This window comes from Erysipelothrix tonsillarum DSM 14972 (assembly GCF_000373785.1).
GTDB lineage: Bacteria > Bacillota_I > Bacilli_A > Erysipelotrichales > Erysipelotrichaceae > Erysipelothrix > Erysipelothrix tonsillarum.
On the sequence record NZ_KB892377.1, the window covers coordinates 454,955 to 477,916 of the forward strand.

Below are 22,962 nucleotides of genomic sequence, written 5' to 3' on the forward strand. Positions count from 1 at the left end.
ATTTATGAAATTTATGACGCAACAAAACACTTATTAAATTGAAGGGGTTTTGCACAAGCGGACAAATGAAAATACCAAAATATCTGTTAAGAGTGAAAAAAAATATTATAAGTTAAATTTCACACGATTAAAGTGCTGTTTATCGCTTATAATTTCAAGACGAGGTGGCATATGAAACGATGGATAATCATGATTTTGGCAATACTCTTTTTAGGATTGGGTGCATTAGGTGTATTTTTACCGCTACTCCCAACAACCCCCTTTTTATTGTGTGCTTCGGTATGTGCAGCGAAAAGTTCAAAACGTTTCCACCATTGGTTGACACACACGGCTTTATATCAAAAGCATCTGAATGACTTTGTAACGAAACATACGATGAAGCGTAGTAGCAAACGTAAGATTTTAACGGTGGCATCTATCATGATGGCATTTGCGTTTTACTTTTCAAAAAATGTATATGCACGAATGGTGATTGGCGCATTAGTGCTTTTTAAATATTATTATTTTATTTTTAAAATCGCCAATGAACCGGAATTTGAATATGCGGAGGTTTTAGAACATGATTAATGTACAATTAATAAAAACTGTTGAGGAAGCGCACAAACCGATTCTTGAAACTGTATTTTATAAGTGGGTAACACTTATTGCGAATATGTTTTTGATCAAGCTTCTTGTGGATGCTTTCGTTGAAATCACAACCCACGCAACCTTCAACATACCTTTTTATTTTTGGATCTGCCTAGCTATTAAAGCGGGAGCGCAGTATCAAGCGAATCTAGCCACTCAAAAAACCAGTGCTTGCGTGAAGTTAAAAATGCGCTCTCTTATCTTTGGAAAACTGTTTGAGTTGGGGTCAGATTATCAACATGTTTTATCGAGCAGTGAAATAACTCAAGTTTCGACAGAAGGTGTGGAACAACTCGAAAATTATTTTGCTTTGTACACACCCCAGTTTATTTATAGTATGTTAGCGCCCTTAACTCTTTTTGTTTTTTTAGTTCCTTATTCTTTTAAAGTTGCATTAATCCTATTTATATGTGTGCCACTGATTCCAATTTCAATCATTGTGGTCCAAAAATTCGCAAAGAAACTTTTAAGTAAATATTGGTCGCAATATACGAGTCTCGGTGACCATTTTCTTGAGAACCTTCAAGGGCTTACGACGCTTAAAGTATTTGATGCAGATGGGACGCGTCAAGATATGATGGATGCAGATGCAGAATCTTTTCGTAAGGTAACGATGCGCGTGCTTATTATGCAACTCAATTCAATATCTGTTATGGATTTAGTAGCTTATGGCGGGGCGATGATTGCATTAGTGGTATCTCTGTATAGTTTTAATTCTGGTGCTCTTACGCTAACAGGGGTACTGTTGTTCATTTTACTTTCCTCTGATTTCTTTATTCCAATGCGGCAATTGGGTTCTTACTTTCATATTGCTATGAACGGAATGGCAGCTAGTGAAAAAATGTTTAAATTATTAGATGTCGAAGCCAAGTGTAAGAAAATCTTATCGGATTCTTTCACTGATCAAGGATATAATGCTGAGAATGTTACTTTTGCGTATGATAAAGAACCTGTCTTAATCAATGTAGATTTCAGGGCAGAACGCGGTGAATTTATTGGTATTGTAGGAGAAAGCGGATCTGGGAAAAGTACTTTGGTATCATTATTGATGGGACGTCTTATCCCACAAGATGGAACCCTATATTTTGGTGGTCAAGAAATTAATTGCAGTCAACTGTATAAGCAAGTGACTTATGTGAGTCATGACAGTATGATTTTTAAAGGGTCTGTACGCGAAAACCTCATGATGGGCTCACCGTATCATGATACAGTCCTTTATGATGCTTTAAAGAAGGTTAATCTCTCACTTGATTTAGACCATGATATTAAAGAACGCGGTTCTAATTTATCTGGTGGCCAAAAACAACGCCTTGCGCTTGCGCGCGCATTGGTACATGACACCCCATTCTATATTTTTGATGAAGTGACTTCAAACATTGATGTTGAAAGTGAATCGATAATTCTTGAAACCATTCAAGGCTTGCGCGAATGTGGGAAAGGTATCATCATGATTTCTCATCGATTGGCAAATTGCTTCGAATGTGATCGAATTTATGTGCTCGATGCGGGACACATCGTTCAAACCGGAAACCATAAGTCACTACTAAAATCGGATGGTGTCTACCAAAGTTTAGTGAAATCGCAAGAGTCGCTCGAGAATCTTTCGTTTTTAGAGGAGGTAAAGTCATGAAAAAACGTAGTGGAATCAGTATTATGATTAATTTAATTGGCTTTATTAAACCTCTGTTAATTCCTATGGTTTTTGCGGTCATACTTGGCGTGGCTGGTCATTTCGCAGCGATTGGAATTCCTTATTTAAGTGCTCGCATCGTAGTTGCGATGATTCAAGAACACAGTTTTATCATCTTTTTAGTTCTACTTGTACTGTGTGGTTTGCTTCGAGGAGTCTTTCGTTATGGCGAACAGGCGCTCAATCACTTTATCGCTTTTAAGTTGCTTGCACATATACGTCATCAAGTTTTTGCGAAACTTAGAACTTTAGCACCCGCGAAGTTAGAAACTAAGGACCGTGGTAACTTGGTTGCAATGATAACCAACGATGTCGAGTTGTTAGAGGTATTTTATGCTCATACCATCTCACCAATTCTAATAGCCGTGATTGTATCGATAATTGTAGTATCTACAATTGCTGTAAAAGGAGGCGTAATAGCCTTGATACCGCTGATTGCATTGCTTCTTGTCGGATTCGTAATACCATTGATTGCAAGCCGCTTAGGAAATCATAAAGGGCTTGAAATGCGAAATGATTTGGGTGACTTAAACAGTCGGGTTTTAGATTCCATTCGTGGGATTGAAGAACTTGAACAGTATCAAAATGCGCAACGAACGATGGACTTACTCAAACAGCGTACTCATGATATTAATGATAAACAGAAAAAACTCAGCTCATACCAAGGCATAACACGTGTGATTGTAGATCTTATCGTTATTGTTTCTGGAGTTGCCATTTTGTACTTCGGAAGAAATCTTGATTTGAATACGTTACTGTTGATTTTTACCTTACAGATGAGTTCTTTCGGTCCGGTTATTGCACTGTCAAATCTTAGTGGTGATTTATATCATACGCTTGCTAGCGGACAAAGAATCCTCGATTTATTAGACGAAGCACCACAAGTACAGGAAGTAATCGAAGGCGAAACCGTATCGTTTGAAGGTGCTTCATTTGAAGATGTATCGTTTAAATATCAGGAAGAACCGGTGTTGGAGCACTTATCGTTGACGATACCGAAACATAAAATTATTGCGATTACAGGTGAGAGCGGTGCTGGAAAATCAACGCTATTAAAACTTTTAATGCGCTTTTGGGATGTCAATGAAGGCAATGTCCTAATCAGTGATACGAAGATTGAAACTATCAAGACCTCATGTTTAAGAAATATGGAAAGTCTTATGAGTCAAGATACAGATATTTTTAAAGATACCATTCGTAATAACATTGCGCTGGTGAAGCCAAATGCAACAGATGCAGCCATTGTAGCAGCTTCAAAGCAAGCATCAATTCATGATTTTATTATGTCTTTGCCAAATGGCTACGACACGATGATGGATGAGCTTGGCGATAACCTCTCATCGGGTGAACGTCAGCGTATTGGTCTCGCACGTGTGTTTCTTCATGATGGTGATTTTATACTGCTTGATGAACCGACCAGTAACTTGGATAGTCTCAATGAAGCAATCATTCTAAAATCCTTGGTTGAACATAAAAAAGATAAAACAATTTTAATTGTTTCTCATCGTAAATCAACGATTCAAATTGCGGATGAAGTTTGGGAACTTGAAAATGGGACCCTTACACATATCGAAAAACAGATCTAGGTCTGTTTTTTTTTTGAAATAATATTTAATTCCATGTACACTTATTGTGAAGTAGGGATGCAAAACTATTGTAAAGGATGAATTGATAACAACCTTAAAAGGAGAAGCTCATGATAGGAAGATACTTTGAATTTGAAAATGAAACATATTTAATCGTTGAAGATGATGGAGTGGTTATCTTTCTAAGTACTGCAGATGATTTAGAATTTTTTAAACATAAATTTAAAGTAGATCATCTTATTATTGATAACCAAGCCTGCGGAGAAGTCGTAGCACAGTTGAAAGCGTATTTTTATGGAAAACGTCGAAGTTTTAACTTTCCATATCGACTTCATGGAACACCGTTTCAGGTTACAGTATGGCAAGGCCTATTAGATATTCCTTACGGACAAACCTTAAGTTATGAAGGCTTATCTGATGCTCTGTTTGAAACCCGAAAAACCCGAGCTGTAGCACGCGCTGTTGGTCAAAATCCTATTATGATCTGTGTTCCCTGTCATCGAATTATTGGGAAAAATGGAAAATTAACAGGGTATCGAAGTGGTCTTGCTTTAAAAACAAAGTTGCTTAACTTAGAACAAGGAGCCCATTATGGAAATCATCGTTGATGAACGTTATCAGAATTTAGGTATTCAAACGATTGTGTTTGCTGTTTTAAAGGATGTGGATGTTACAAAGCCAATGACTCCTGAGATGGTAGTGATACAAAATAATGCGGTCCAATCGATTATGGATGTCGATCTCAAGGTGTATTCATCAGGCATTTTAGAGGGTTATCGAACATGTGTTCAATCGGTAGGGCGAAGTTTACAAAAATTTCCACCGACAGCACTTGCACTCATGAGAAATGTTCAACGTCGTCGTGCATTACCTGATGTGAATACCGTTGTGAATATTTATAATACGTTTGCATTGACCTCACATTATTCCATTGGAGCCCATGACTTAGATCGCATTCATGGACCGCTTGAATTTGGTTTTGCTCAAGAAGGTGCTGTTTTTTATCCCATTGGTGGTGGTACGAAACGTGTTCTTGAAGTGGATTACGTTTTACAAGATACTCAAAATATTTTAGCGCTGCTTGATGCTCGTGATGCGGAAGCTTATAAGATTCAACCCGGGACAACTCAATTTTTACTTATCATTCAAGGACATGCAGATACGGATGTTGTTTCCCGCAAAAAATGCTTAGAAACGATTTCCAAAATGATTGTCGCTTCATGTGGGGGCCATTATCACTTGTATCAGGTACAAGCAGGGAGTTCCATTCGCATTGATTTATAAAAAAATGGATATAGCGATAATTGAGTCTTTTGAATCTTTCATAATACTGGAAATATATGCGATTAAAACCCACTAAATAGTGGGTTTTAATCTTAAATTAGATAATTACCGTAAAAAACACCCTATAATCCCCCAAATGCTAAGAATACAATTTGAAAGCGGTTAATTGTCCTACATAGTGTAATTGAAGCGCTTACAATATAGATGTAAACATAGAAGGTCGCACAACCCATGGGATTGGCTCTCTATGTTCGGTTACGAAAGTGTTCCTGATCAGTTCACTTTCAAAACCTAGAAAAAAAAGAAAAGAGGAAACGTAATGAGCGGAATTAGAGTTACAAGCGAAATTGGAACGCTTAGAAAAGTTTTATTACATAGACCTGGTAGGGAGCTCTTAAACCTTACTCCCGACACACTAGAACGTCTTCTATTCGATGACATTCCTTACCTTAAGGATGCACAAGACGAGCATGATAAATTTGCTCAAGCACTTCGTGATAACGATATAGAAGTTGTTTACCTAGAAGATTTGATGGCAGAAGTTATTAAAGATGCTGATCTTCGTAAACAATTCTTAAATCAATTTATTGAAGAAGGCGGAATCAAAACACAACGTGAACACGACATGGTGTTTAACTTCTTAGATTCAATCAAAGATGAAAAAGAACTTGTCTTAAAAACCATGGAAGGTGTTCGTACACACGAACTAGATCATTCAGGTAAAAAATCATTAGTAGAAATGGCTGGTGAAGTTCAAGACTTAATTTTGGACCCACTACCAAACCTTTACTTTACACGAGATCCTTTTGCATCAATTGGAAAGGGTATAAGTTTGAACCGTATGTATTCTGTTACACGTAATCGCGAAACAATTTATGCCGATTACATCTTCAAATATCATCCAGAATATAAAGGAAATGTTCCTTACTACTATGATCGTACAGCAGACTTCCATATTGAAGGTGGAGATATCCTTAACATCAATGCTAAAACATTAGCAATAGGAATCTCACAACGTACACAAGCTCAAGCAATTGAAGACATTGCACGCAATATCTTCAATGTTGAAGGAACAGAAATCGAAACAATTCTTGCAATTGATATTCCTAATAGCCGTGCATTCATGCACTTAGATACAGTGTTTACCCAAGTAGACCACGATAAATTTACAATTCATCCAGGTATCCTAGGACCTTTACAAGTATTTGAAATTACAAAAGGTCAAGATGGCGATGTGAATATCGTGAAAATTGATACGGATTTAGAATCAATCTTATCCAAACACGTAGGACGTCCAGTTACATTAATTAAATGTGGTGGCGAAGACATGATGGCTTCAGAACGTGAACAATGGAATGATGGTTCAAATACACTTACAATTGCACCAGGTGTTGTTGTAGTATACGACCGAAACGAAATTAGTAACGAGTTATTGAAATCACATGGACTCAAATTAATTGAGTTACGTGGTGCTGAACTTGTTCGTGGTCGTGGTGGCCCTCGTTGCATGAGTATGCCATTAATTCGTGATGATATTTAGATAGAAAACAATAAAAGGAGATTAAGATCACATGGGAGTAAATTTAAGCGGAAGAAGCTTCTTAAAGCTTTTGGATTTCACATCAGAGGAAATTAGATATTTAGTAGACTTATCAAAAGAGTTTAAAAATTTAAAACTCACAGGAACACCACACCGTTATCTTGAAGGGAAAAACATTGTTTTACTCTTTGAAAAAACATCAACACGTACACGCTGCTCATTTGAAGTAGCAGGTATGGACCTAGGTATGGGTGTTACATACTTAGATCCAGGTAGTTCACAAATGGGTAAAAAAGAAAGCATTCCAGATACAGCACGTGTACTTGGTCGCATGTATGACGGAATTGAATACCGTGGATATGCACAAGAAATCGTTCAAGCATTAGCTGATGACGCAGGCGTACCGGTATGGAATGGCTTAACAACAGAATTCCATCCAACACAAATGATTGCTGACTTACTTACAATTGAAGAAAACTTTGGATACCTCAAAGGCTTAAACTTTGTATTTATGGGTGATGCACAAAATAACGTTGCGAACTCACTTATGGTAGCTTGTGCAAAAATGGGACTCAACTTTACAGCTTGCGGACCAAAGGCACAAATGCCACATGAAGAACTTGTTGAAGAATGCCGTGCAATCGCAAAAGAAAACGGATGTACTGTAACTTTAACAGAAGATGTAAAAGCAGCAACAACTGGTGCACATGTTATTTATACTGATATTTGGGTATCAATGGGTGAACCAGATAGTGTATGGGAAGAACGTATTAAACTCTTAAGTCCATACCAAGTAAATAGTGATGTAATGGCAAACGCAGCAGAAGATGCAATCTTCTTACACTGCTTACCTTCATTCCATGATCTTAAGACCGTTATTGGACAAGATATTTATGAAAAATATGGTTTAAAAGAAATGGAAGTTACAAACGAAGTATTTGAATCAAAACAATCAAAAGTATTCAATGAAGCAGAAAATAGAATGCATACAATTAAAGCTGTGATGTATGCAACACTTAAGTAGGCGATTCATATGGGAAAACGTATTGTAATCGCGCTTGGTGGTAACGCACTCGGTAATAACGCTGAAGAGCAAATCGAGCTCGTTAAACAAACAGCACAAACAATCGTTGATATGGCTGAAGAAGGTTACGAAGTGATCGTTGGTCACGGAAACGGACCTCAAGTAGGTATGATTAATTTGGCAATGGAGTTCGCTGCAAATAATGGCGGTGGAACTCCTCCCATGCCTTTCCCTGAATGTGGGGCAATGAGCCAAGGCTACATTGGTTATCATCTACAACAAGCCATTCAAAACGAATTGCGAAGACGTAAAATAGACAAACACTGTGCAAGTGTTGTAACACAAATGGTAGTAGACGAAAATGATACTGCATTTGCGAAACCAACAAAACCTGTAGGACTTTTCTATACAGAAGAAGAATCAGTTAAACTTGCGGCAGAAAAGGGATACAGTTTTATGGAGGATGCAGGACGTGGGTATCGTCGTGTCGTTCCTTCACCACTTCCAAAAGAAATCGTTGAAATTGACTTAATCAAACAATTGACCGGTCAAGGCGATATTGTTATCACAGTTGGTGGTGGGGGTATTCCCGTAATAGATACAGCTGAAGGTTATAAAGGGGTTGCAGCTGTAATTGATAAAGATCGTTCTTGCTCAAAGCTTGCACTTGACTTAAATGCCGATATGCTTATTATTTTAACGGCTGTGGACCGTGTTTGCATTCATTACAACACACCACAACAAGAAGAACTTGCAACGATGAATGTTGCAAAGGCAAAACAATACATCGAGGAAGGCCATTTTGCTCCTGGTAGTATGTTACCTAAGATTGAAGCTTGCTTAGACTTTGTCGAACAAGCATCAGAAGGTCAAGCTCTTGTTACATCACTTGTAAGGGCTAAAGATGCACTTGCAGGGATTACCGGAACGATCATCGAAAAATAGTCAATCTATAAAGATGACATACGGAGGAGAAATATATGGCAAATGAAAAGAAATCTAGAAAAATGCTTTCATCCTTTTCAATTCTTTTTATCATTCTGTTCGTTTTAGCTCTTGTAACAGTTGTTATTCCTGATGTAACAAGCGCTACTTTGTCAACAGTTATGATGGCTCCAGTTAAAGGTTTCGCAGATGCGATTGATGTCTGTGTATTCGTTATGATCCTAGGGGGATTTTTGGGACTAGTAACAAAAACTGGCGCTTTGGATGCAGGTATTGCTGCTTTAGTAAAAAAACTAAAAGGTAATGAACTGATTATTATTCCTGTATTAATGACGCTCTTCTCAATCTGTGGTTCAACCTACGGAATGCTTGAAGAAACGGTCCCATTCTATGCACTCTTAACAGCAACCATGGTTGCTGCTGGATTTGACGCTGTTGTTGGTTCAGCAGTTGTCTTATTGGGAGCAGGAGCTGGGGTTTTAGGATCTACAATTAACCCATTTGCAGTAGGTGCTGCTTTGGATGCTATTCCAAAAGATATCCCTGTGAATAATGGACTTGTAATGCTTATTGGACTTATTCTTTGGATTGCTGCATTACTCATTTCAATCTACTTTGTAATGAGCTATGCAAAGAAAGTTAAAAAAGATAAAGGATCAACCATCCTTTCACTTCAAGAACAACAAGAAATTGACAAACAATATGGACATACTAAAAATGCTGTTGCTGTTGAATTAACAGGTACGCATAAAGTCGTTCTTGTATTGTTTGGTATTACCTTCCTTGTAATGATTCTCTCATTTATTCCTTGGGGTTCATTTGGAATTACATTCTTTGATAGTTGGACTGCCTGGTTAACAGGAATTCCATTTGGAGAATGGTACTTCCAAGAAGCTACAACATGGTTCTTATTAATGGGTATCATTATTGGTATTGTTGGTAAACTTAGTGAGAAAGAAATCGTCGATACATTCATGGACGGTGCTGCCGATATGATGAGTGTAGTTCTTGTTATTGCTTTAGCTCGTGGAGCTTCAGTTCTAATGACTGAAACAGGACTTGATGTTTACATTTTGACCAACGCAGCTAATGCACTTAAAGGGGTGTCAGGAATTATCTTCGCACCACTTGCATACTTACTCTATCTTGTATTAACCTTCCTTATTCCATCTTCTTCAGGACTTGCAACAGTGTCGATGCCAATCATGGCACCACTTGCATCAGAATTAGGCTTCAGCCCTGAAGTAATGGTCATGATCTTCGTTGCGGGTAGTGGTCTTGTCAACCTCTTTACGCCAACATGTGGAGCGATTATGGGTGGTCTTGCAATCGCCAAAGTTGAATACTCTACATGGATTAAATTCTCGAAGAAAATTATTCTCATAATTGCACTTGTTAGTGTTATTATCCTTACCGGAGCTATGCTCATAATTTAAACATAATATAAAAATTTAATAAAGGAATGGATGTTGCCTTCCATTCCTTTTTTTATTAGCAAGATAGTACAACATGACATGCTTCTGTAGCTCAAATGTAGAGCGCACTTGATGATGTCAAGAAGATATAGATTCAAACCTATCAGGAGCACCACGAAGTTTTAACCTTATAAAACGTGTAAGTCGCCAATCCTTACACGTTTTATAACGAGAACTGCCGACGATTAAGATTAAAGATTTTATGTTGCAAGAGGGCAATCTTGACTCTATAAATTAAAGCGTTTTTAGTGTACAATTAAGGTGTAATCAAGAAGTGTGAAAGGGGGTATATTTCATGGACTTTGTAACTGAAATACAAGGTAAAAACTGCTCTCGTTATGATAAACGAAAACTATGCAGTTTTGACATGGAATTTATTGATTTACCAACCTATCCGATCATTCATCAGGCATCACGCTTTCTCTTTATCAAAAAGGGTGAAGGAACGATCTTGATTGATGGGATAAGTTATCCTATTAAAGAGAATTCTCTTATCGCAATCCTCCCTTGGGAAATTACCGAAATTGAGAGCGTGGCCAGGCCCCTCCAATTCGTACGTATAATCTATAATATCGATTACATTTCTCAAGCAATGAAGTGCGGAGCGAATCCAAGCAATGATATGATTGAAGTAACAGGGCCTTTAGAGAAGAATCATGTGATTCAATGTACTGCGAAAGAAGCGGATGTAATTCAAAAAGTACTGGATGAAATTCGTGATGAAGTAGGCGTTGAATCGAACTTAGATATTCCTGAAGAACAAAGTTTATCCAAACTTTATGTTACGAATAAATTAATTGAACTTGTGATTCATTTCCAACGGTTTGCGAACAAAAAGGAATGTAAGATGAAATCGAATGAGGAAATTGAACTCGATCATCGTTATAAGATTTTCAAATATCTATATTCACATTTAAGTGAAAAACTAACACTTTCAAAATTATCGGGTTTTTTCTATATGAGTGAATCTGCCATCAGTAAGTATATCTATGATGTGACAGGGTTATCTTTTACAGCATTATTGAATGAAATGCGAATCGTTAAATCATTAGATTTACTGATTTATACCGGCATGTCACTCAGTGAAATTGCCGATTTAACAGGTTTTGCGGATGCGTCACACTTGTCAAAAGTTTATAATGAACGCATTGGTACAACACCCAATGAATATCGAAAGATTTATCGTAATATTCATCAAGTGATAAATGATAAAGAATTAAACCTTTCGTATCAAGTTTTAAATTATATGTATAATAACTATAAAGAAAATTTAAAAATACAAGAAGTAGCGGATAAATTTAGCATTCCCCTTGTGGAGTTAAATCTTATTCTTCTCTTCCAAGTTGAAATGAACTTTGAAGACTTCTTGAATTATCTTAGGATCAACAAATCCTGTGAACTCTTATTATCAACAGATTTGGCAATCGTCGATATCGGTATTGCAGTAGGGTATAATAACAGCAAGACCTTTCATCGTAATTTTGTGAAACAAAAGAACATGACACCAGGTATTTTCCGTAAATCGGTAACTATGCCGACTGGTAATATTGAAGATCCTATGGAATTAATTCGTACAACAATTTCATAAAAAGACCGCCATATCGCGGTCTTTTCTTTTCTTTTCAAGTTTCACTGTATAATGTGAACTTATTGTGATAAATTATAGGGGAAGAAATGAGGGGTTTGATGTCTAAACAAATGATAATTGCAGTATCGCTTACCGTATCAATACTTGCTTTTGGTTCGATACCTGCGAAAGAAGAACTTAAAAAGCCGCAAGTTCAAGTGAAGTCGATCGAGAAGCCGTCGTTACCGACGGACGGATCGCATCAGGATAAGTATGTAGAATTGCTTCAAAGTTCAGAACATAAGGCACCAATTCTGAGTGAAGAGTTTATTCAGGCACGAGTTGAACCCTGGACTTATATTGTTCTCTACACCAGTGTCTTGGTAGTGGTAGCGATTGGTTCTATTTGTTATATCAAACAAAAACAAGAAAGTTAGTAATGGGTTCCTGTTTAAGATAATTCCGAAAAACAACATGATTTTCATGTTGTTTTTTGTTATATTAATAGGGTGACATGACGGAGGTTACGATGAATATAAATAAAGGTGTGATTCATTCATTAGATCGCGATTTGCAATCAATGATTTTATCCGAAAAACAATTAAATTTTAACACTTCTAAAGATGTGGAACCTTATATCGCTAAATTGGCGAAGGCCTTTCAATCTAGCCCAACAGCATCAAAAGGTAAGCTTCATTCTGACAGCAAATTCTTAAGTCTCATCGGAACTCCCATTAATTTTATCGAGGAGACGCAAGCGATTGCAAAGCGCTGGTTTGATCACCATATTGCAGCGATGACAATTGAGAGTTCAAACTTATTGTTTGCGATGATTGATATGGGGGATTATCTATCCTTAGCGATGTTTGAAGTTTTAAGTAAAAACGGCTATATCAAAATAACACAAAACGAGCAGGGCTTGGAAAATGCGCTCGTTCATAATCAAGCAATTTTACCCGAAACGTTTGCAAGTGTTAAAAATGCCTTCATGGTAAATCTTACAACTGGAGAAACGTTAGTTAAGTATCAAGATCTCAATTATCGTGAACTTCTGGAAGAATTGTTAGAATGTGAGATTATTGCAAACTCGAAGACAAGTTTTCAAGTTGTAGATACTTTAGTTAATACGTTATCAGAAGTACGCGATGAACCACGTTTTGATAATATCATCAAGGCAAAACAAGTGATTACCGATAATGTTGATTTTTTTGATGAAATTGAACCTAAACAAATTTTAAAAGAAGTATTTGATACATTTAGTGATGATGAGGAACGACTCATTGATACCACATTTGAACAAGAACACGTTCAAGATATGATTAATTTAAAAACCGTTAATCGTACTCAAGCGGCAAAAAAACATCGCATTGTTACCGAATCGGGTATTGAAATTATCTTACCTCTTGATATCCTCGACATCAGTGATATTGTCAATATTACAACAGATATTAATGGCCAAGTATCGATTGAATTGAAAGATATTGGGAAAATATTATAAAAAGGGACATAGATCACGTTTGTGATTTGTGTCCTTTTTTTCCTGTTGAAAACCGGTAATTCATGATAAATAACTTATAAAATGCTTTTAATCAAAAATTGCTTTGACACAGTCCATTCACTTCGATATACTCTATCTATAACGGAGGGGTATTATGAAAAAAATAGCCATTATATGTGATTCATCGGTGTCATTTACGCAAGCTGAAATTGAAGCGTTCGAAGTCTATATTGCACCATTAACCATAATCCACAATAATACAGTTTATATTGATCAAGTTACAATAACTGAAAACGAAGTAAATGACTTGCTGAGGAATCATGAAATTGTAAAGACGTCTCAACCCAACCTTGGAACGATTTACGAATTATTTGAATCAGTTGTCAAAAAAGATTATGATCATATCTTCGCACTCAGTATCGGTACAGCTTTATCCGGGACTTACGGTTCCATGGAGATGGTGAAGCAAGATTTGAATATTTCGAACATGACGGTGATTAACACACACTCCATCACCGGACCCGTTCAACAAGCTGTTCATGCAATCCGTAAAATGAATCAAGATGGATATACCATCGAACAAATTGAAGTCTATTTGGATCATTTTTTCTCACATCAAGTATCTTATATCTATCCACAAACACTTGATCAAGTGATTGCAAGCGGTCGTGTTTCTAAAACAGCCGCAAAGGTTGCAAGTCTTTTAAAGATTAAACCAATACTCTATCTTGAAAACAAAGGGGAATCCATTGAAAAATTGGGAGTTGCTCGATCTGAACGCCGCATCTTTATGCTCTTAGTCAATGACTTAGTGCGCCATAATGTTATGCCTGAAACACATGATATTTATCTACTTCATAGTGAAGGTTTGGATACTCTAAAACGTTTCCAAGCATTTCTCATTGAGGCGATTGGTCCTTTTACTATTAAAGTAGTCCATCTTCCTGCAGCAGTTGCAACACATGCAGGCATCGGTACACTCGCTTTACAATGGTGCTATAAAATTTAAACACTCCTTCGAGTGTTTTTTTCATTATATGAATTGATAAATCACGATCATGATTATGATATAATAAAATAAAAAGAGGTGGTCGTATGTATCTGTTTATTTATAATCCTAAAGCGGGTGTTTCAAAACGTGACGAGCTGAATGAGTTTATCCATTGTTTAAACCAAAGTAATATCCGTTTTGATCTGTTTTTGACGGATTTGAATTATGGTCCCATTGAGATTATGAATCAGGTAGAACACGATTATGAAGGATATATTATTGCTGGTGGTGATGGAACGGTTAGTCAAATGGTACAAGGACTCTATGAGCATGAGGTTCGTAAGCCTTTAATAATCTTACCAATTGGTACTGCAAATGAAATTGCGAAGAATTTAGGAAATGTTGCCCATATTACGGATATATTAAGCAATTTGGAAAATCTTACAGAGCGTAAAGTTGATTTGGGCGTTTTAAATAACACCGATTGTTTTACTTTTGCACTTACTTTTGGTAACTTTACAGAAGTAACATACAAAACCCCGCAGAACCTTAAAAACTGGTTGGGATATCGTGCTTATCTTATCTATGGTTTTCTCACCTTTAGACGGATTCATGCCTATGGCTTAAAAGTTCGTATTGATGATGAGTCGTTCTCAGGAAGTTTTGTTTTCGGGGGGATAACCAATTCGAAGTCAGTTGGGGGCATTTTTCATTACGATGAGCATGCGATTGAATTATCGGATGGTTTGTTTGAAGTCATGTTGATTCGTAAACCACGTAGTGTTTCCCAAATCCGTCAAATTCTTAAAGGGATGATGAGTTGTGAGTATGATAACGAGATGTTTGTAATGCGTCAATGTAAGGAAATTGAAATCGAATCTGATACGATTATTTCTATGAATATTGATGGGGAGTTTGCTGGCGATATGAATCGCTTTAAAGCAACAAATCATAAAGAAATTTTAACGTTGATGGATTATAAAGGAGTGATTGTAAATGACTAGCCAACTGGAACAATTTCGTTTGGATAGACTTGCGGAAGCAATCGAAGTTCAGTCAATTTTAAAACCTAAAGAAGCAATGAATTTAGCCCAACAATTGTATGATGAATTTGACTGGGACGACATTCAAGTGCGTTCTAAGAGTTTTCATCGACTCGTAACGCCTTTTCTTCATGAAAGGAAGATTTTGCGTTCGCAAAATGAACGTAGTTGTTCAATAAAACGAGGTTTTAAATTCAAACGTTAACGTGAATAGTATAAGGAAGAGTGATTTTTCCTTATACCATGTTTACGTATTTTTGTATGCTATAATCAATTCAAAAAGGAGGAATCATGCAACAATTTGTATTAATTACAGCGATTGCGATGTTAATATCGTTTTTTTATGGGCTTGCCTGGTTCTTTTTAAACCGCGAACTCATTGATCTTGACCACCGCAAGCGCACAATGTTTTGGTTTATGGGTGTTTTTATGGTCATACAGCTCCTAAATAACTATATTATAGAATATACACCGGGTTTGGTAGAAGGACTGATTAACCGAAATCTCCTTTATCTCATAGAAGGCCCTGTTTTTGCATTGCAAGCTGTTGTCTTATCTGTTATCTTGGCCCGGGATGCACATATTCGATATTTGCATGCTTTGTCAGCAAGTTTATTCAGTTATTTTATTACGGGGACGCTTTTTACGGTCATCACAATTTTCCTCTTCCAGTGGCTTGCTTTTTATCCGCAGGTTCAGCCCTATACAACATTAATTTCCTATGTCGTTACAGCAATCGTTGCATATCTAGCATCCTTACTGTTTCGAATTTCAAATTTTAGTAATTATTTCTCTAAATTATTTACCTCAACGCGTAAATCCATTTTAGTTACCCTAAGCTTTTGGTGTATAAAAGATGTTTTTCGCATCATTTATGTATATGGATCGCGTAATTATAGCAATACCGCTTTTATTTTAGGGATTATTGTTGTATTTGAGGTGATTCTCATTATTCTTGTTATTTCTGTTCTAGAACATAAACGATTAATACTCCATACACAGCGGGTACACTATCTTCAACAAGTGCAACAAGCACAGTCTTTGGAACGTCTGACTCAAGAAGTGCGGATGTTACGCCATGATTTTAAAAATCTATTTTCAAGTATTTATCTTGCATTTGATGAGGGGGATGAAACGGTTCAGCGAATTCTGGAACAAACTGAAAACTATATGGACCATATCGATCATCCTGACCCGATCCACATCTCTGAAACCCCGAAAGATACGGGTTTTGTAGAAGTTATTTTAAACACCCTATATGAAGTACGTCTTAAGTTTGGTTTGTTGATTTGTGTTTTGGTAATGGGCTCGCTAATTTTAGAAATGAACGGCAAAAATTTAAGTCTTTACAGTTATCTTGAGGCGAATCGCCTTCACATTATTTTAATCTTGTCATTTTTAGCGGTAGCGAGTGTTATTTTCCTGTCGTTTGAATCAGTCACTAAACGAATTGATGCAACAACCTCGTATATTGCTGAACAAACATACTACTTGCAATCGCTCTCTAAACTGCAAGAAGGGGTCAAGCAAAGCCAAAAGATTTATCGTGATACCTTTAACCATCTTGCGCAAAAAATTGAATCAAGTGGTTTAGAAGGGGGTAAGGAGTATCTTCGCACCCATACCTTAGCAATTGATCATCAATTAGAGAAAGAAGTTAAACAAACAGCACAACTTGCAAATATCCAAGTCATGGAAATAAAGAGTCTACTTCTTGGAAAATTTATTGAGATGCAAGGAAAAAATATTGACTACGTTTTTGAATGTATGAATACCATCAGTTCAATTCCGATGCAATCCAGTGATTTTATTCGAGCACTAGGAATCTTAATCGATAATGCTATCGAAGCTGTTGAGGGGCATTCAATGGGTTATATTAACGTCCTATTGTATCAAGAAACAAATTATTTAAAAGTAATCGTCGAAAATACAGTTCATGAACCGGTCGAAGTGAATCGTATCTATCATCCGGATTACACCTCAAAAGGTGAAGGGCGCGGATTAGGTTTACAAAGTTATCGTAATATTTTAAATAAATACCGGAATGCAGTAGGTCATACATCCTATATTGATCATAAATTTAAGCAAGAACTCAGAGTGGAGGCGTAACATGATACCGATTTATATTCTTGAGGATGAAGCGATTATTCGTGAGCACATCCAAGAGGTGATTGAAAAACATATTATGATTGAAAACTACGATATGGACGTGATTTGTGCTACGGCACTACCAGAATCAATTTTAGAGATTGAAGCTCAAGAAAATGTGCGTGGGCTCTATTTTTTGGACGTTGACTTAGGACCGGATACGATGACCGGTTTCGAATTAGCAAAAATTATTCGAGAACGTGATCCACGAGGTTATTTGGTATTTATTACCACCCACGATGAGTTATTAATGGAAACCTTTAAAATGCGATTGGAAGCAATGGATTATATTCTAAAAGATGATTTGGAGCAGGTTGATGGGAGAATTCGTAACTGCATTGACGTAACGATTGATCGTGTCTTAAAAGAACAAATGGAAATTGGAGAATACTATACGATAAAAATCTTTGATGACGTCTATCATATTCCGGTCAGTGAAATTTTGTATTTTGAGACATCACAAGAAAAGCATCGTATCATTATGCATGCTAATCGTGATTTATTGGACTTTGTAGGGAACTTATCTAAAATTGACTTAGATTTAGGTAAAACATTTGTTCGGATTCACAGATCATACGTTGTAAACCGTCAGCGGATCAAACGGATTGATTATGGAAAATCAGAAATTGAATTGGATAACGGTGAAATGATACCGATGTCTCGAAAAGGTCGAAAGACACTTGAAGGGTAAACCCTTCTTTTTTTATGTCAATAAACCTTGTATTTAGGTCGTTTGGGTTGGTTTAAGTGGATTTCAACTTGGAAATGGTATTATGAATTTAGTAAAAGGAGTTAAATACAATGATAAATGTAAAGAATATGACCAAAAAATATGGGTCAAAAGTGGCTGCCCACAATGTGTCGCTGACTGCGAACCCAGGAGAAATCACAGTGCTATTAGGTGAAAATGGTGCGGGCAAATCCACAACCATTAAATCAATTATTGGCTTATTGGAGTATGAAGGGGAAATCTCGATTTGTGGCTATGATAACCACAGTGTTGAAGCCAAAAAACGTTTTGGGTATATTCCTGAAGTTCCTGTACTCTACGATCTTTTAACGGTCCAAGAGCATATTGATTTTATTGGAAATGCTTACGATGTGACTGGCTATGAAGCCTGCGCAACGAAATATCTTAACCTTTTCCGCTTGGATGAACAACGCAATACGATTGCTAAAGAGCTCTCTAAAGGGATGCGCCAAAAATTATCGATGATTTTAGCGCTTATTACTGAACCCAAAGCCATTTTAGTTGATGAACCGATGATGGGTTTAGATCCGCAAAGTATAGAGGATACCCTCTCATTATTAACAGAATTAAAAGCGCAAGGAACCAGTGTCCTATTGAGTACGCATGTTATCGATATGGTGAGTGATGTGTGGGATCGTGCGTATATTATGAAAAAAGGTAAAGTAATCTGCGATATTTCGCGAAAAGATATTCAAGACAAGAGTCTTAAAGAAATTTATTTTGAAGTAGGTAAGGGTGGTCATAGACATGAGACTGTTGCTTAAACTTTCATTACTTAAACGGTTTGCGAAGATAAGAAATGTTTTTCGTAAACCCACTTCGGCATTATTTACAATCGGGGCAATTCTTTTGTATGGCTCGATGTTGATCCCAATATTTAAACATAGTGGCAAGCCGATGATGAGTCCTGAGCTGATGCAAGTCTATATTATGATTGTTTTAGGCATTTCTGTCTTTTTTATGCTGAGTATGGTTGCATCAAAACATCAAAGTTTATTTTTCCTTGAAGACTCTTATTTTATGTTTATTGGTCCGTTTAATCATAAACAAATTTTAAGTTTGCTTCCTTTTGAAAATATTTGGGGCAGTATGCTTTTAGGCCTCTTGGGTTCGTTTTTAAGCGCCTTCCAATTTAGTTTACACTTTGTAGTTCCTTTGTCATTAATTATAGCTGCTTTTGTGATGAATACTCTTTTGATCAGTGCTTTCTCACTTGTGATGGAATGGTTTTATCTCAAATCCATTATTAATAAAACCAAGACTAAAGGGCCTCGTGTGGTGCTTGCAGTTTTAATACTGAGTGCCTTATTGCTTTTTGGCACTCAAGTTTTGAATCAAAATTTTAATCTAATGGAATCCCTGATGGCTTTTGTTACGAATGATCGATTCTTTTGGATTCCACTCTTTGGGTGGGCTAAGCTGGGTCTTGTTGGGGTAGCAGAACAAAATGTACTTCAAATTTCAATTGGATTCGGTTTAATGATACTGTTTCATGCAGTTGGCATTTATATATTTGCAAATACTAAAGGTGATTTCTTTGAACAGGCAATGCTTGATGCCCAAGATTTTACTGACTATTATGCGCGAGCGAAAGCGGGTAAACAAGAAGTCAATACAAAAAAAATTAAGCAGGTTGACGCCAAATATCAAACAGGTGCACGTGCAATTCATTCCAAAAATGTTTTACTGCTTAAAAAACAACGCACCATAATTTCATTTAAAGATATACTGCTCTATATCTTCTACTTGATCATGGGTGTGATGATGGAACTGCCAATTCAGGGACAAGTAATGTTTATAATCATTGGACTCTTTAATCAAGCAAATGTCGACACGTTGACGGATGATTTAAACCAGTACCATCTGTATCTTATTCCTGATTCACCAATACGAAAACTGTATAACACGGTGAAGCTTCCATATCTGAAATCTTTATTAATTGCTTTATTCTTTACCCTATGCGCATGTTTAATTACGCATACACCGGGAATTGAGGGAATCTTCTATGCACTCTTTGTATCAAGTTACGTAGCTCTCATAAATGTATCTTCAATCTTGGCGGTACGGATTATGAAATCGCGAAATAATCAAGTTGTGGAGATGCTAATTCGAATGGGCTTATGTATTATGCCTCTGATCCTCGTATTTGCTGCGGCAGGCATTATGGGGATCGATGTTGAAGCACAAATCTTACCATTAATGATTACGATGAGTTTGGTAGCTTATGGAATCGCAAGTGCTGGTTTTATTTGGGTGGCACCAATGCTTAAAGGTACAGAATTTTAAAAGGGGGGTAGTAATTTTGAATCATGAAAAAAATGGACTTGCAACATGGATACCAATTGGTGTTGGTGTCGGCTTAATTGTTGGACTTGTTTTAGACAAACTGATGCTGGGGTTGGGTCTTGGGTGTAGTGTTGGTGTTTGCATTGGGAGTTACATTGACTCCGTAGATGATGATTAAACAAAATAAAAAACAGGCCGTGGCCTGTAACTAATTTCTGTTTTGGGGACTACTCATCAATAAAAACATCTTGTAAGTCAGTCTTGAGTGCTTTCGCAATATTGAAAGCAAGTTGTAGAGAAGGCACATACTTATTGTGCTCAACGGCTAATATCGTTTGACGGGTTACGCCAGTTTGATCTGCAAGTTCTTGTTGTGTTAATTTCAATGCTTTACGTTTTTCTTTAATTCTATTTTTCATTTCATCGTACCTTTCCGATATGATGAGTTAATCTTAGTATCCCCTTAACCTATGATTAGTTGGTTATAGTATAGCAAAAAGTAATGGAAATGTAAGATAAAGACTTAAAATAACCTGGATTTACTACTATTTGTTTTAAAAAGTGTCAATTTAAGATATGATAAGGAAAAGAAGGTGATTTATATGGAACAAGTTCTAATTGCTTTGATCATAATATTGGTTATTCTCATTATCGGATTAAGCATTGCTCGGATTCAAGAGCGAACCACAGAATATGATGTTTTTGAAGCGGAACGTAAATCAAAACCCTATACAGAGGCCGAAGTTCATCATCATGATAAGATGTTCCTTCAACAACCTCACAAACAAAAAGGGGCAAGGGTTAGCGAGCAAACGGACGAAGAAGTACGTCAACTTGTTTTGAGTGGCAAGAAACTTCTTGCCGTTAAAATGCTTGTTGATAAAACAGGCATGTCATTGGTGGAAGCAAAACATCATGTGGAACAGTTTTAATTCAGTCTTAACTTCGGTTGAGACTTTTTTTATGTGATGTTCCACATAAATGGTATATGAACCAGCATTCATGATATATTTAAATGAGTAGAGGAGGGGTATTGTGAAAATCTTACTAAATAAATTCAAAGAAGTTTCATTTTCAGTTTTACCGATCACCCTATTGGTGCTAATCATGCATTGGTTTTTAGTGCCGTTAGATTCGGATGTTTTAGCGCGTTTTCTTATTGGCGCTGTTTTGGTTATTTTAGGTTTAGGAATCTTTCTATTCGGTGCAGAATTGGGAATTGTACCAATTGGAACCTTAATGGGAAAGTCAGTAGCACGGACTAATAAAGTTAGTGTTGTTGCTGTTTTAGGCGTTATATTGGGATTTTTAATTACATTTGCAGAGCCGGACTTGCAAATTCTTGCGAATGAAGTAAATGCTGCTTCTGGTGGTGCTTTATCTGCAACACTGATTGTTACGGTTGTATCAATGGGTGTTGGAATTATGGTAGCCATTGGATTATTGCGTATTTTGTTTAGCAAACCGCTCAATAAAACGTTTGCAATTACATACCTTGGGATTTTAGTTTTAGGTGTGTTTGTATCTGAAGAATTTTTAGCGATTGCAGTGGATGCATCTGGAGCAACAACCGGTGCAATGACAACACCCTTTATTCTTGCGCTTGGCTATGGTGTTTCTCAACTTAAAGGTGGTAAACATGCAGAGGAGGATAGTTTTGGTATGGTAGGACTTGCCTCAGCAGGACCCATTTTCATGGTAATGATTATCAGTTTGTTAAAGGGGCTCGGTGGAATTGAAGGCGATGTTGTTGTCGCTCCTGAAGCCCAAGGAATTCTCTTGCCTTTTCTACAAATATTGCCTACAATGTTCAAAGAGTCATTCATATCTCTTTTACCGTTAACAATACTTTTTGTGGGATTTAATGTGTGGAAATTTAAATTAACTAAAATTCGACGTCATAAGATTTTCAAAGGATTACTGTATACCTTTGTTGGTCTTTCTATTTTTATGACAGGTGTGCAAGCTGGTTTTATGGATGCAGGTCGTATTTTAGGTGAAGGGGTCGCTTTAATGCCCAATCGCTACCTCTTGCTTGTTATTGGTTTCTTATTAGGGATGGTTGTTGTATTGGCAGAGCCAGCAGTGTATGTCTTAACGGAACAGGTTGAAGAGGTAACATCGGGTCATATTAAGAAAAAATCAATTCTAATTACACTTTCTATTGGAATTGCATTCGCAGTTATGTTGTCGATGCTGCGTATTATGTCTGTTAATCTTAAACTCTGGCACTTTCTCTTACCGGGATTCTTACTGGCTTCATTTTTATCCTTTAAGGTTCCCAGTGTCTTTGTAGGTATTGCATATGATTCTGGGGGTGTCGCTTCAGGTCCGATGACAGCAACCTTTGTCTTAGCGTTTGCCCAAGGTGCTGCTTCAGCAATTCCAACCGCCAACGTCATGACGGATGGATTTGGGGTGATTGCAATGATTGCAATGATGCCTATCATCGCAATTCAAATTTTAGGTGTTATGTATGGTCTGAAAACGAAACGAGGAGGTTAGAC

At 36.8% G+C, this 22,962-nt stretch carries 23 protein-coding genes; 22 read left to right on the forward strand and 1 reads right to left on the reverse strand.

Annotation, left to right across the window (positions count from 1 at the left end):
• Window positions 1-171: 171 nt before the first annotated feature.
• The 20 genes from B096_RS0102080 (at window position 172) to B096_RS09965 (ending at window position 20,633) form a co-directional block, all read left to right on the forward strand.
• The gene (locus B096_RS0102080; RefSeq protein WP_018579129.1) at window positions 172-567 is read left to right on the forward strand and encodes a YbaN family protein; all 396 of its coding nucleotides are present in this window, start codon (window positions 172-174) and stop codon (window positions 565-567) included.
• On the forward strand, window positions 560-2,257 hold the full coding sequence (locus tag B096_RS0102085) for an ABC transporter ATP-binding protein/permease (RefSeq protein ID WP_018579130.1): 1,698 nt from the start codon (window positions 560-562) through the stop codon (window positions 2,255-2,257). Before B096_RS0102080 ends, B096_RS0102085 begins: the two co-directional genes overlap by 8 nt.
• Complete coding sequence (locus B096_RS0102090) at window positions 2,254-3,903, forward strand: amino acid ABC transporter ATP-binding/permease protein (protein WP_018579131.1); 1,650 nt, start codon at window positions 2,254-2,256, stop codon at window positions 3,901-3,903. The genes B096_RS0102085 and B096_RS0102090 overlap by 4 nt, the downstream gene beginning before the upstream one ends.
• 110 nt (window positions 3,904-4,013) lie before the next feature.
• Window positions 4,014-4,511, forward strand: a complete 498-nt coding sequence (locus B096_RS0102095) for a methylated-DNA--[protein]-cysteine S-methyltransferase (protein ID WP_018579132.1) — start codon at window positions 4,014-4,016, stop codon at window positions 4,509-4,511.
• Window positions 4,495-5,187 (forward strand): B3/B4 domain-containing protein, encoded by a 693-nt coding sequence (locus tag B096_RS09505; protein ID WP_018579133.1) that lies wholly within the window; start codon window positions 4,495-4,497, stop codon window positions 5,185-5,187. The genes B096_RS0102095 and B096_RS09505 overlap by 17 nt, the downstream gene beginning before the upstream one ends.
• A 319-nt stretch (window positions 5,188-5,506) precedes the next feature.
• Window positions 5,507-6,727, forward strand: a complete 1,221-nt coding sequence (gene arcA / locus B096_RS0102105; protein WP_018579134.1) for an arginine deiminase — start codon at window positions 5,507-5,509, stop codon at window positions 6,725-6,727.
• Between the two features lie 31 nt (window positions 6,728-6,758).
• The gene (gene argF, locus B096_RS0102110) at window positions 6,759-7,751 is read left to right on the forward strand and encodes an ornithine carbamoyltransferase (RefSeq protein WP_018579135.1); all 993 of its coding nucleotides are present in this window, start codon (window positions 6,759-6,761) and stop codon (window positions 7,749-7,751) included.
• A gap of 9 nt (window positions 7,752-7,760) precedes the next feature.
• Window positions 7,761-8,696, forward strand: coding sequence for a carbamate kinase (gene arcC / locus B096_RS0102115; protein ID WP_018579136.1), 936 nt, complete (start codon window positions 7,761-7,763; stop codon window positions 8,694-8,696).
• 35 nt (window positions 8,697-8,731) lie between these two features.
• On the forward strand, window positions 8,732-10,132 hold the full coding sequence (locus B096_RS0102120; protein ID WP_018579137.1) for a YfcC family protein: 1,401 nt from the start codon (window positions 8,732-8,734) through the stop codon (window positions 10,130-10,132).
• A gap of 334 nt (window positions 10,133-10,466) precedes the next feature.
• Entirely contained in the window at window positions 10,467-11,759 is a 1,293-nt protein-coding gene (locus B096_RS0102125) for an AraC family transcriptional regulator (protein WP_018579138.1), read from the forward strand.
• A 98-nt stretch (window positions 11,760-11,857) separates the two neighbouring features.
• Complete coding sequence (locus B096_RS0102130; RefSeq protein ID WP_018579139.1) at window positions 11,858-12,175, forward strand: hypothetical protein; 318 nt, start codon at window positions 11,858-11,860, stop codon at window positions 12,173-12,175.
• 92 nt (window positions 12,176-12,267) lie between these two features.
• Complete coding sequence (locus B096_RS0102135; protein WP_018579140.1) at window positions 12,268-13,236, forward strand: nucleoid-associated protein; 969 nt, start codon at window positions 12,268-12,270, stop codon at window positions 13,234-13,236.
• A 154-nt stretch (window positions 13,237-13,390) separates the two neighbouring features.
• The gene (locus B096_RS0102140; RefSeq protein WP_018579141.1) at window positions 13,391-14,245 is read left to right on the forward strand and encodes a DegV family protein; all 855 of its coding nucleotides are present in this window, start codon (window positions 13,391-13,393) and stop codon (window positions 14,243-14,245) included.
• Between the two features lie 86 nt (window positions 14,246-14,331).
• Window positions 14,332-15,231, forward strand: a complete 900-nt coding sequence (locus tag B096_RS0102145) for a diacylglycerol/lipid kinase family protein (RefSeq protein WP_018579142.1) — start codon at window positions 14,332-14,334, stop codon at window positions 15,229-15,231.
• Complete coding sequence (locus B096_RS0102150; protein ID WP_018579143.1) at window positions 15,224-15,475, forward strand: hypothetical protein; 252 nt, start codon at window positions 15,224-15,226, stop codon at window positions 15,473-15,475. The genes B096_RS0102145 and B096_RS0102150 overlap by 8 nt, the downstream gene beginning before the upstream one ends.
• Before the next feature lie 86 nt (window positions 15,476-15,561).
• The gene (locus B096_RS0102155; protein ID WP_018579144.1) at window positions 15,562-17,379 is read left to right on the forward strand and encodes a GHKL domain-containing protein; all 1,818 of its coding nucleotides are present in this window, start codon (window positions 15,562-15,564) and stop codon (window positions 17,377-17,379) included.
• Window position 17,380: 1 nt separating this feature from the next.
• Window positions 17,381-18,109, forward strand: coding sequence for a LytR/AlgR family response regulator transcription factor (locus B096_RS0102160; RefSeq protein ID WP_018579145.1), 729 nt, complete (start codon window positions 17,381-17,383; stop codon window positions 18,107-18,109).
• A 110-nt stretch (window positions 18,110-18,219) separates the two neighbouring features.
• A complete protein-coding gene (locus B096_RS0102165; protein ID WP_018579146.1) occupies window positions 18,220-18,933 on the forward strand; it encodes an ABC transporter ATP-binding protein in 714 nt (237 codons plus the stop codon).
• Window positions 18,917-20,455 (forward strand): putative ABC exporter domain-containing protein, encoded by a 1,539-nt coding sequence (locus tag B096_RS0102170; RefSeq protein ID WP_018579147.1) that lies wholly within the window; start codon window positions 18,917-18,919, stop codon window positions 20,453-20,455. Before B096_RS0102165 ends, B096_RS0102170 begins: the two co-directional genes overlap by 17 nt.
• Window positions 20,456-20,471: 16 nt before the next feature.
• Window positions 20,472-20,633 carry a glycine zipper domain-containing protein gene (locus B096_RS09965; protein WP_018579148.1) on the forward strand — a complete coding sequence of 54 codons (162 nt, stop codon included), beginning with the start codon at window positions 20,472-20,474 and terminating at the stop codon, window positions 20,631-20,633.
• Window positions 20,634-20,682: 49 nt separating this feature from the next.
• Here B096_RS09965 and B096_RS0102180 read toward each other — a convergent pair whose 3' ends face one another.
• Window positions 20,683-20,874 (reverse strand): helix-turn-helix transcriptional regulator, encoded by a 192-nt coding sequence (locus tag B096_RS0102180; protein WP_018579149.1) that lies wholly within the window; start codon window positions 20,872-20,874, stop codon window positions 20,683-20,685.
• A gap of 183 nt (window positions 20,875-21,057) precedes the next feature.
• Between B096_RS0102180 and B096_RS0102185 the strand changes: the two genes are divergently transcribed.
• Both B096_RS0102185 and B096_RS0102190 read left to right on the forward strand, forming a co-directional pair.
• Window positions 21,058-21,387: a hypothetical protein gene (locus B096_RS0102185; protein ID WP_018579150.1), complete on the forward strand. Its 330-nt coding sequence runs from the start codon at window positions 21,058-21,060 to the stop codon at window positions 21,385-21,387.
• A 103-nt stretch (window positions 21,388-21,490) separates the two neighbouring features.
• Window positions 21,491-22,960: a DUF1538 domain-containing protein gene (locus B096_RS0102190; RefSeq protein WP_018579151.1), complete on the forward strand. Its 1,470-nt coding sequence runs from the start codon at window positions 21,491-21,493 to the stop codon at window positions 22,958-22,960.
• The last annotated feature ends 2 nt before the right edge of the window (window positions 22,961-22,962 follow it).

Excerpts from the sequence above, each read along its gene's own strand:
- B096_RS0102080 (WP_018579129.1), top strand. The coding sequence starts at position 172 with ATGAAACGATGGATAATCATGATTTTGGCAATACTCTTTTTAGGATTG.
- B096_RS0102085 (WP_018579130.1), top strand. The coding sequence starts at position 560 with ATGATTAATGTACAATTAATAAAAACTGTTGAGGAAGCGCACAAACCG.
- B096_RS0102090 (WP_018579131.1), top strand. The coding sequence starts at position 2,254 with ATGAAAAAACGTAGTGGAATCAGTATTATGATTAATTTAATTGGCTTT.
- B096_RS0102095 (WP_018579132.1), top strand. The coding sequence starts at position 4,014 with ATGATAGGAAGATACTTTGAATTTGAAAATGAAACATATTTAATCGTT.
- B096_RS09505 (WP_018579133.1), top strand. The coding sequence starts at position 4,495 with ATGGAAATCATCGTTGATGAACGTTATCAGAATTTAGGTATTCAAACG.
- arcA (WP_018579134.1), top strand. The coding sequence starts at position 5,507 with ATGAGCGGAATTAGAGTTACAAGCGAAATTGGAACGCTTAGAAAAGTT.
- argF (WP_018579135.1), top strand. The coding sequence starts at position 6,759 with ATGGGAGTAAATTTAAGCGGAAGAAGCTTCTTAAAGCTTTTGGATTTC.
- arcC (WP_018579136.1), top strand. The coding sequence starts at position 7,761 with ATGGGAAAACGTATTGTAATCGCGCTTGGTGGTAACGCACTCGGTAAT.
- B096_RS0102120 (WP_018579137.1), top strand. The coding sequence starts at position 8,732 with ATGGCAAATGAAAAGAAATCTAGAAAAATGCTTTCATCCTTTTCAATT.
- B096_RS0102125 (WP_018579138.1), top strand. The coding sequence starts at position 10,467 with ATGGACTTTGTAACTGAAATACAAGGTAAAAACTGCTCTCGTTATGAT.
- B096_RS0102130 (WP_018579139.1), top strand. The coding sequence starts at position 11,858 with ATGTCTAAACAAATGATAATTGCAGTATCGCTTACCGTATCAATACTT.
- B096_RS0102135 (WP_018579140.1), top strand. The coding sequence starts at position 12,268 with ATGAATATAAATAAAGGTGTGATTCATTCATTAGATCGCGATTTGCAA.
- B096_RS0102140 (WP_018579141.1), top strand. The coding sequence starts at position 13,391 with ATGAAAAAAATAGCCATTATATGTGATTCATCGGTGTCATTTACGCAA.
- B096_RS0102145 (WP_018579142.1), top strand. The coding sequence starts at position 14,332 with ATGTATCTGTTTATTTATAATCCTAAAGCGGGTGTTTCAAAACGTGAC.
- B096_RS0102150 (WP_018579143.1), top strand. The coding sequence starts at position 15,224 with ATGACTAGCCAACTGGAACAATTTCGTTTGGATAGACTTGCGGAAGCA.
- B096_RS0102155 (WP_018579144.1), top strand. The coding sequence starts at position 15,562 with ATGCAACAATTTGTATTAATTACAGCGATTGCGATGTTAATATCGTTT.
- B096_RS0102160 (WP_018579145.1), top strand. The coding sequence starts at position 17,381 with ATGATACCGATTTATATTCTTGAGGATGAAGCGATTATTCGTGAGCAC.
- B096_RS0102165 (WP_018579146.1), top strand. The coding sequence starts at position 18,220 with ATGATAAATGTAAAGAATATGACCAAAAAATATGGGTCAAAAGTGGCT.
- B096_RS0102170 (WP_018579147.1), top strand. The coding sequence starts at position 18,917 with ATGAGACTGTTGCTTAAACTTTCATTACTTAAACGGTTTGCGAAGATA.
- B096_RS0102180 (WP_018579149.1), bottom strand. The coding sequence starts at position 20,874 with ATGAAAAATAGAATTAAAGAAAAACGTAAAGCATTGAAATTAACACAA.
- B096_RS0102185 (WP_018579150.1), top strand. The coding sequence starts at position 21,058 with ATGGAACAAGTTCTAATTGCTTTGATCATAATATTGGTTATTCTCATT.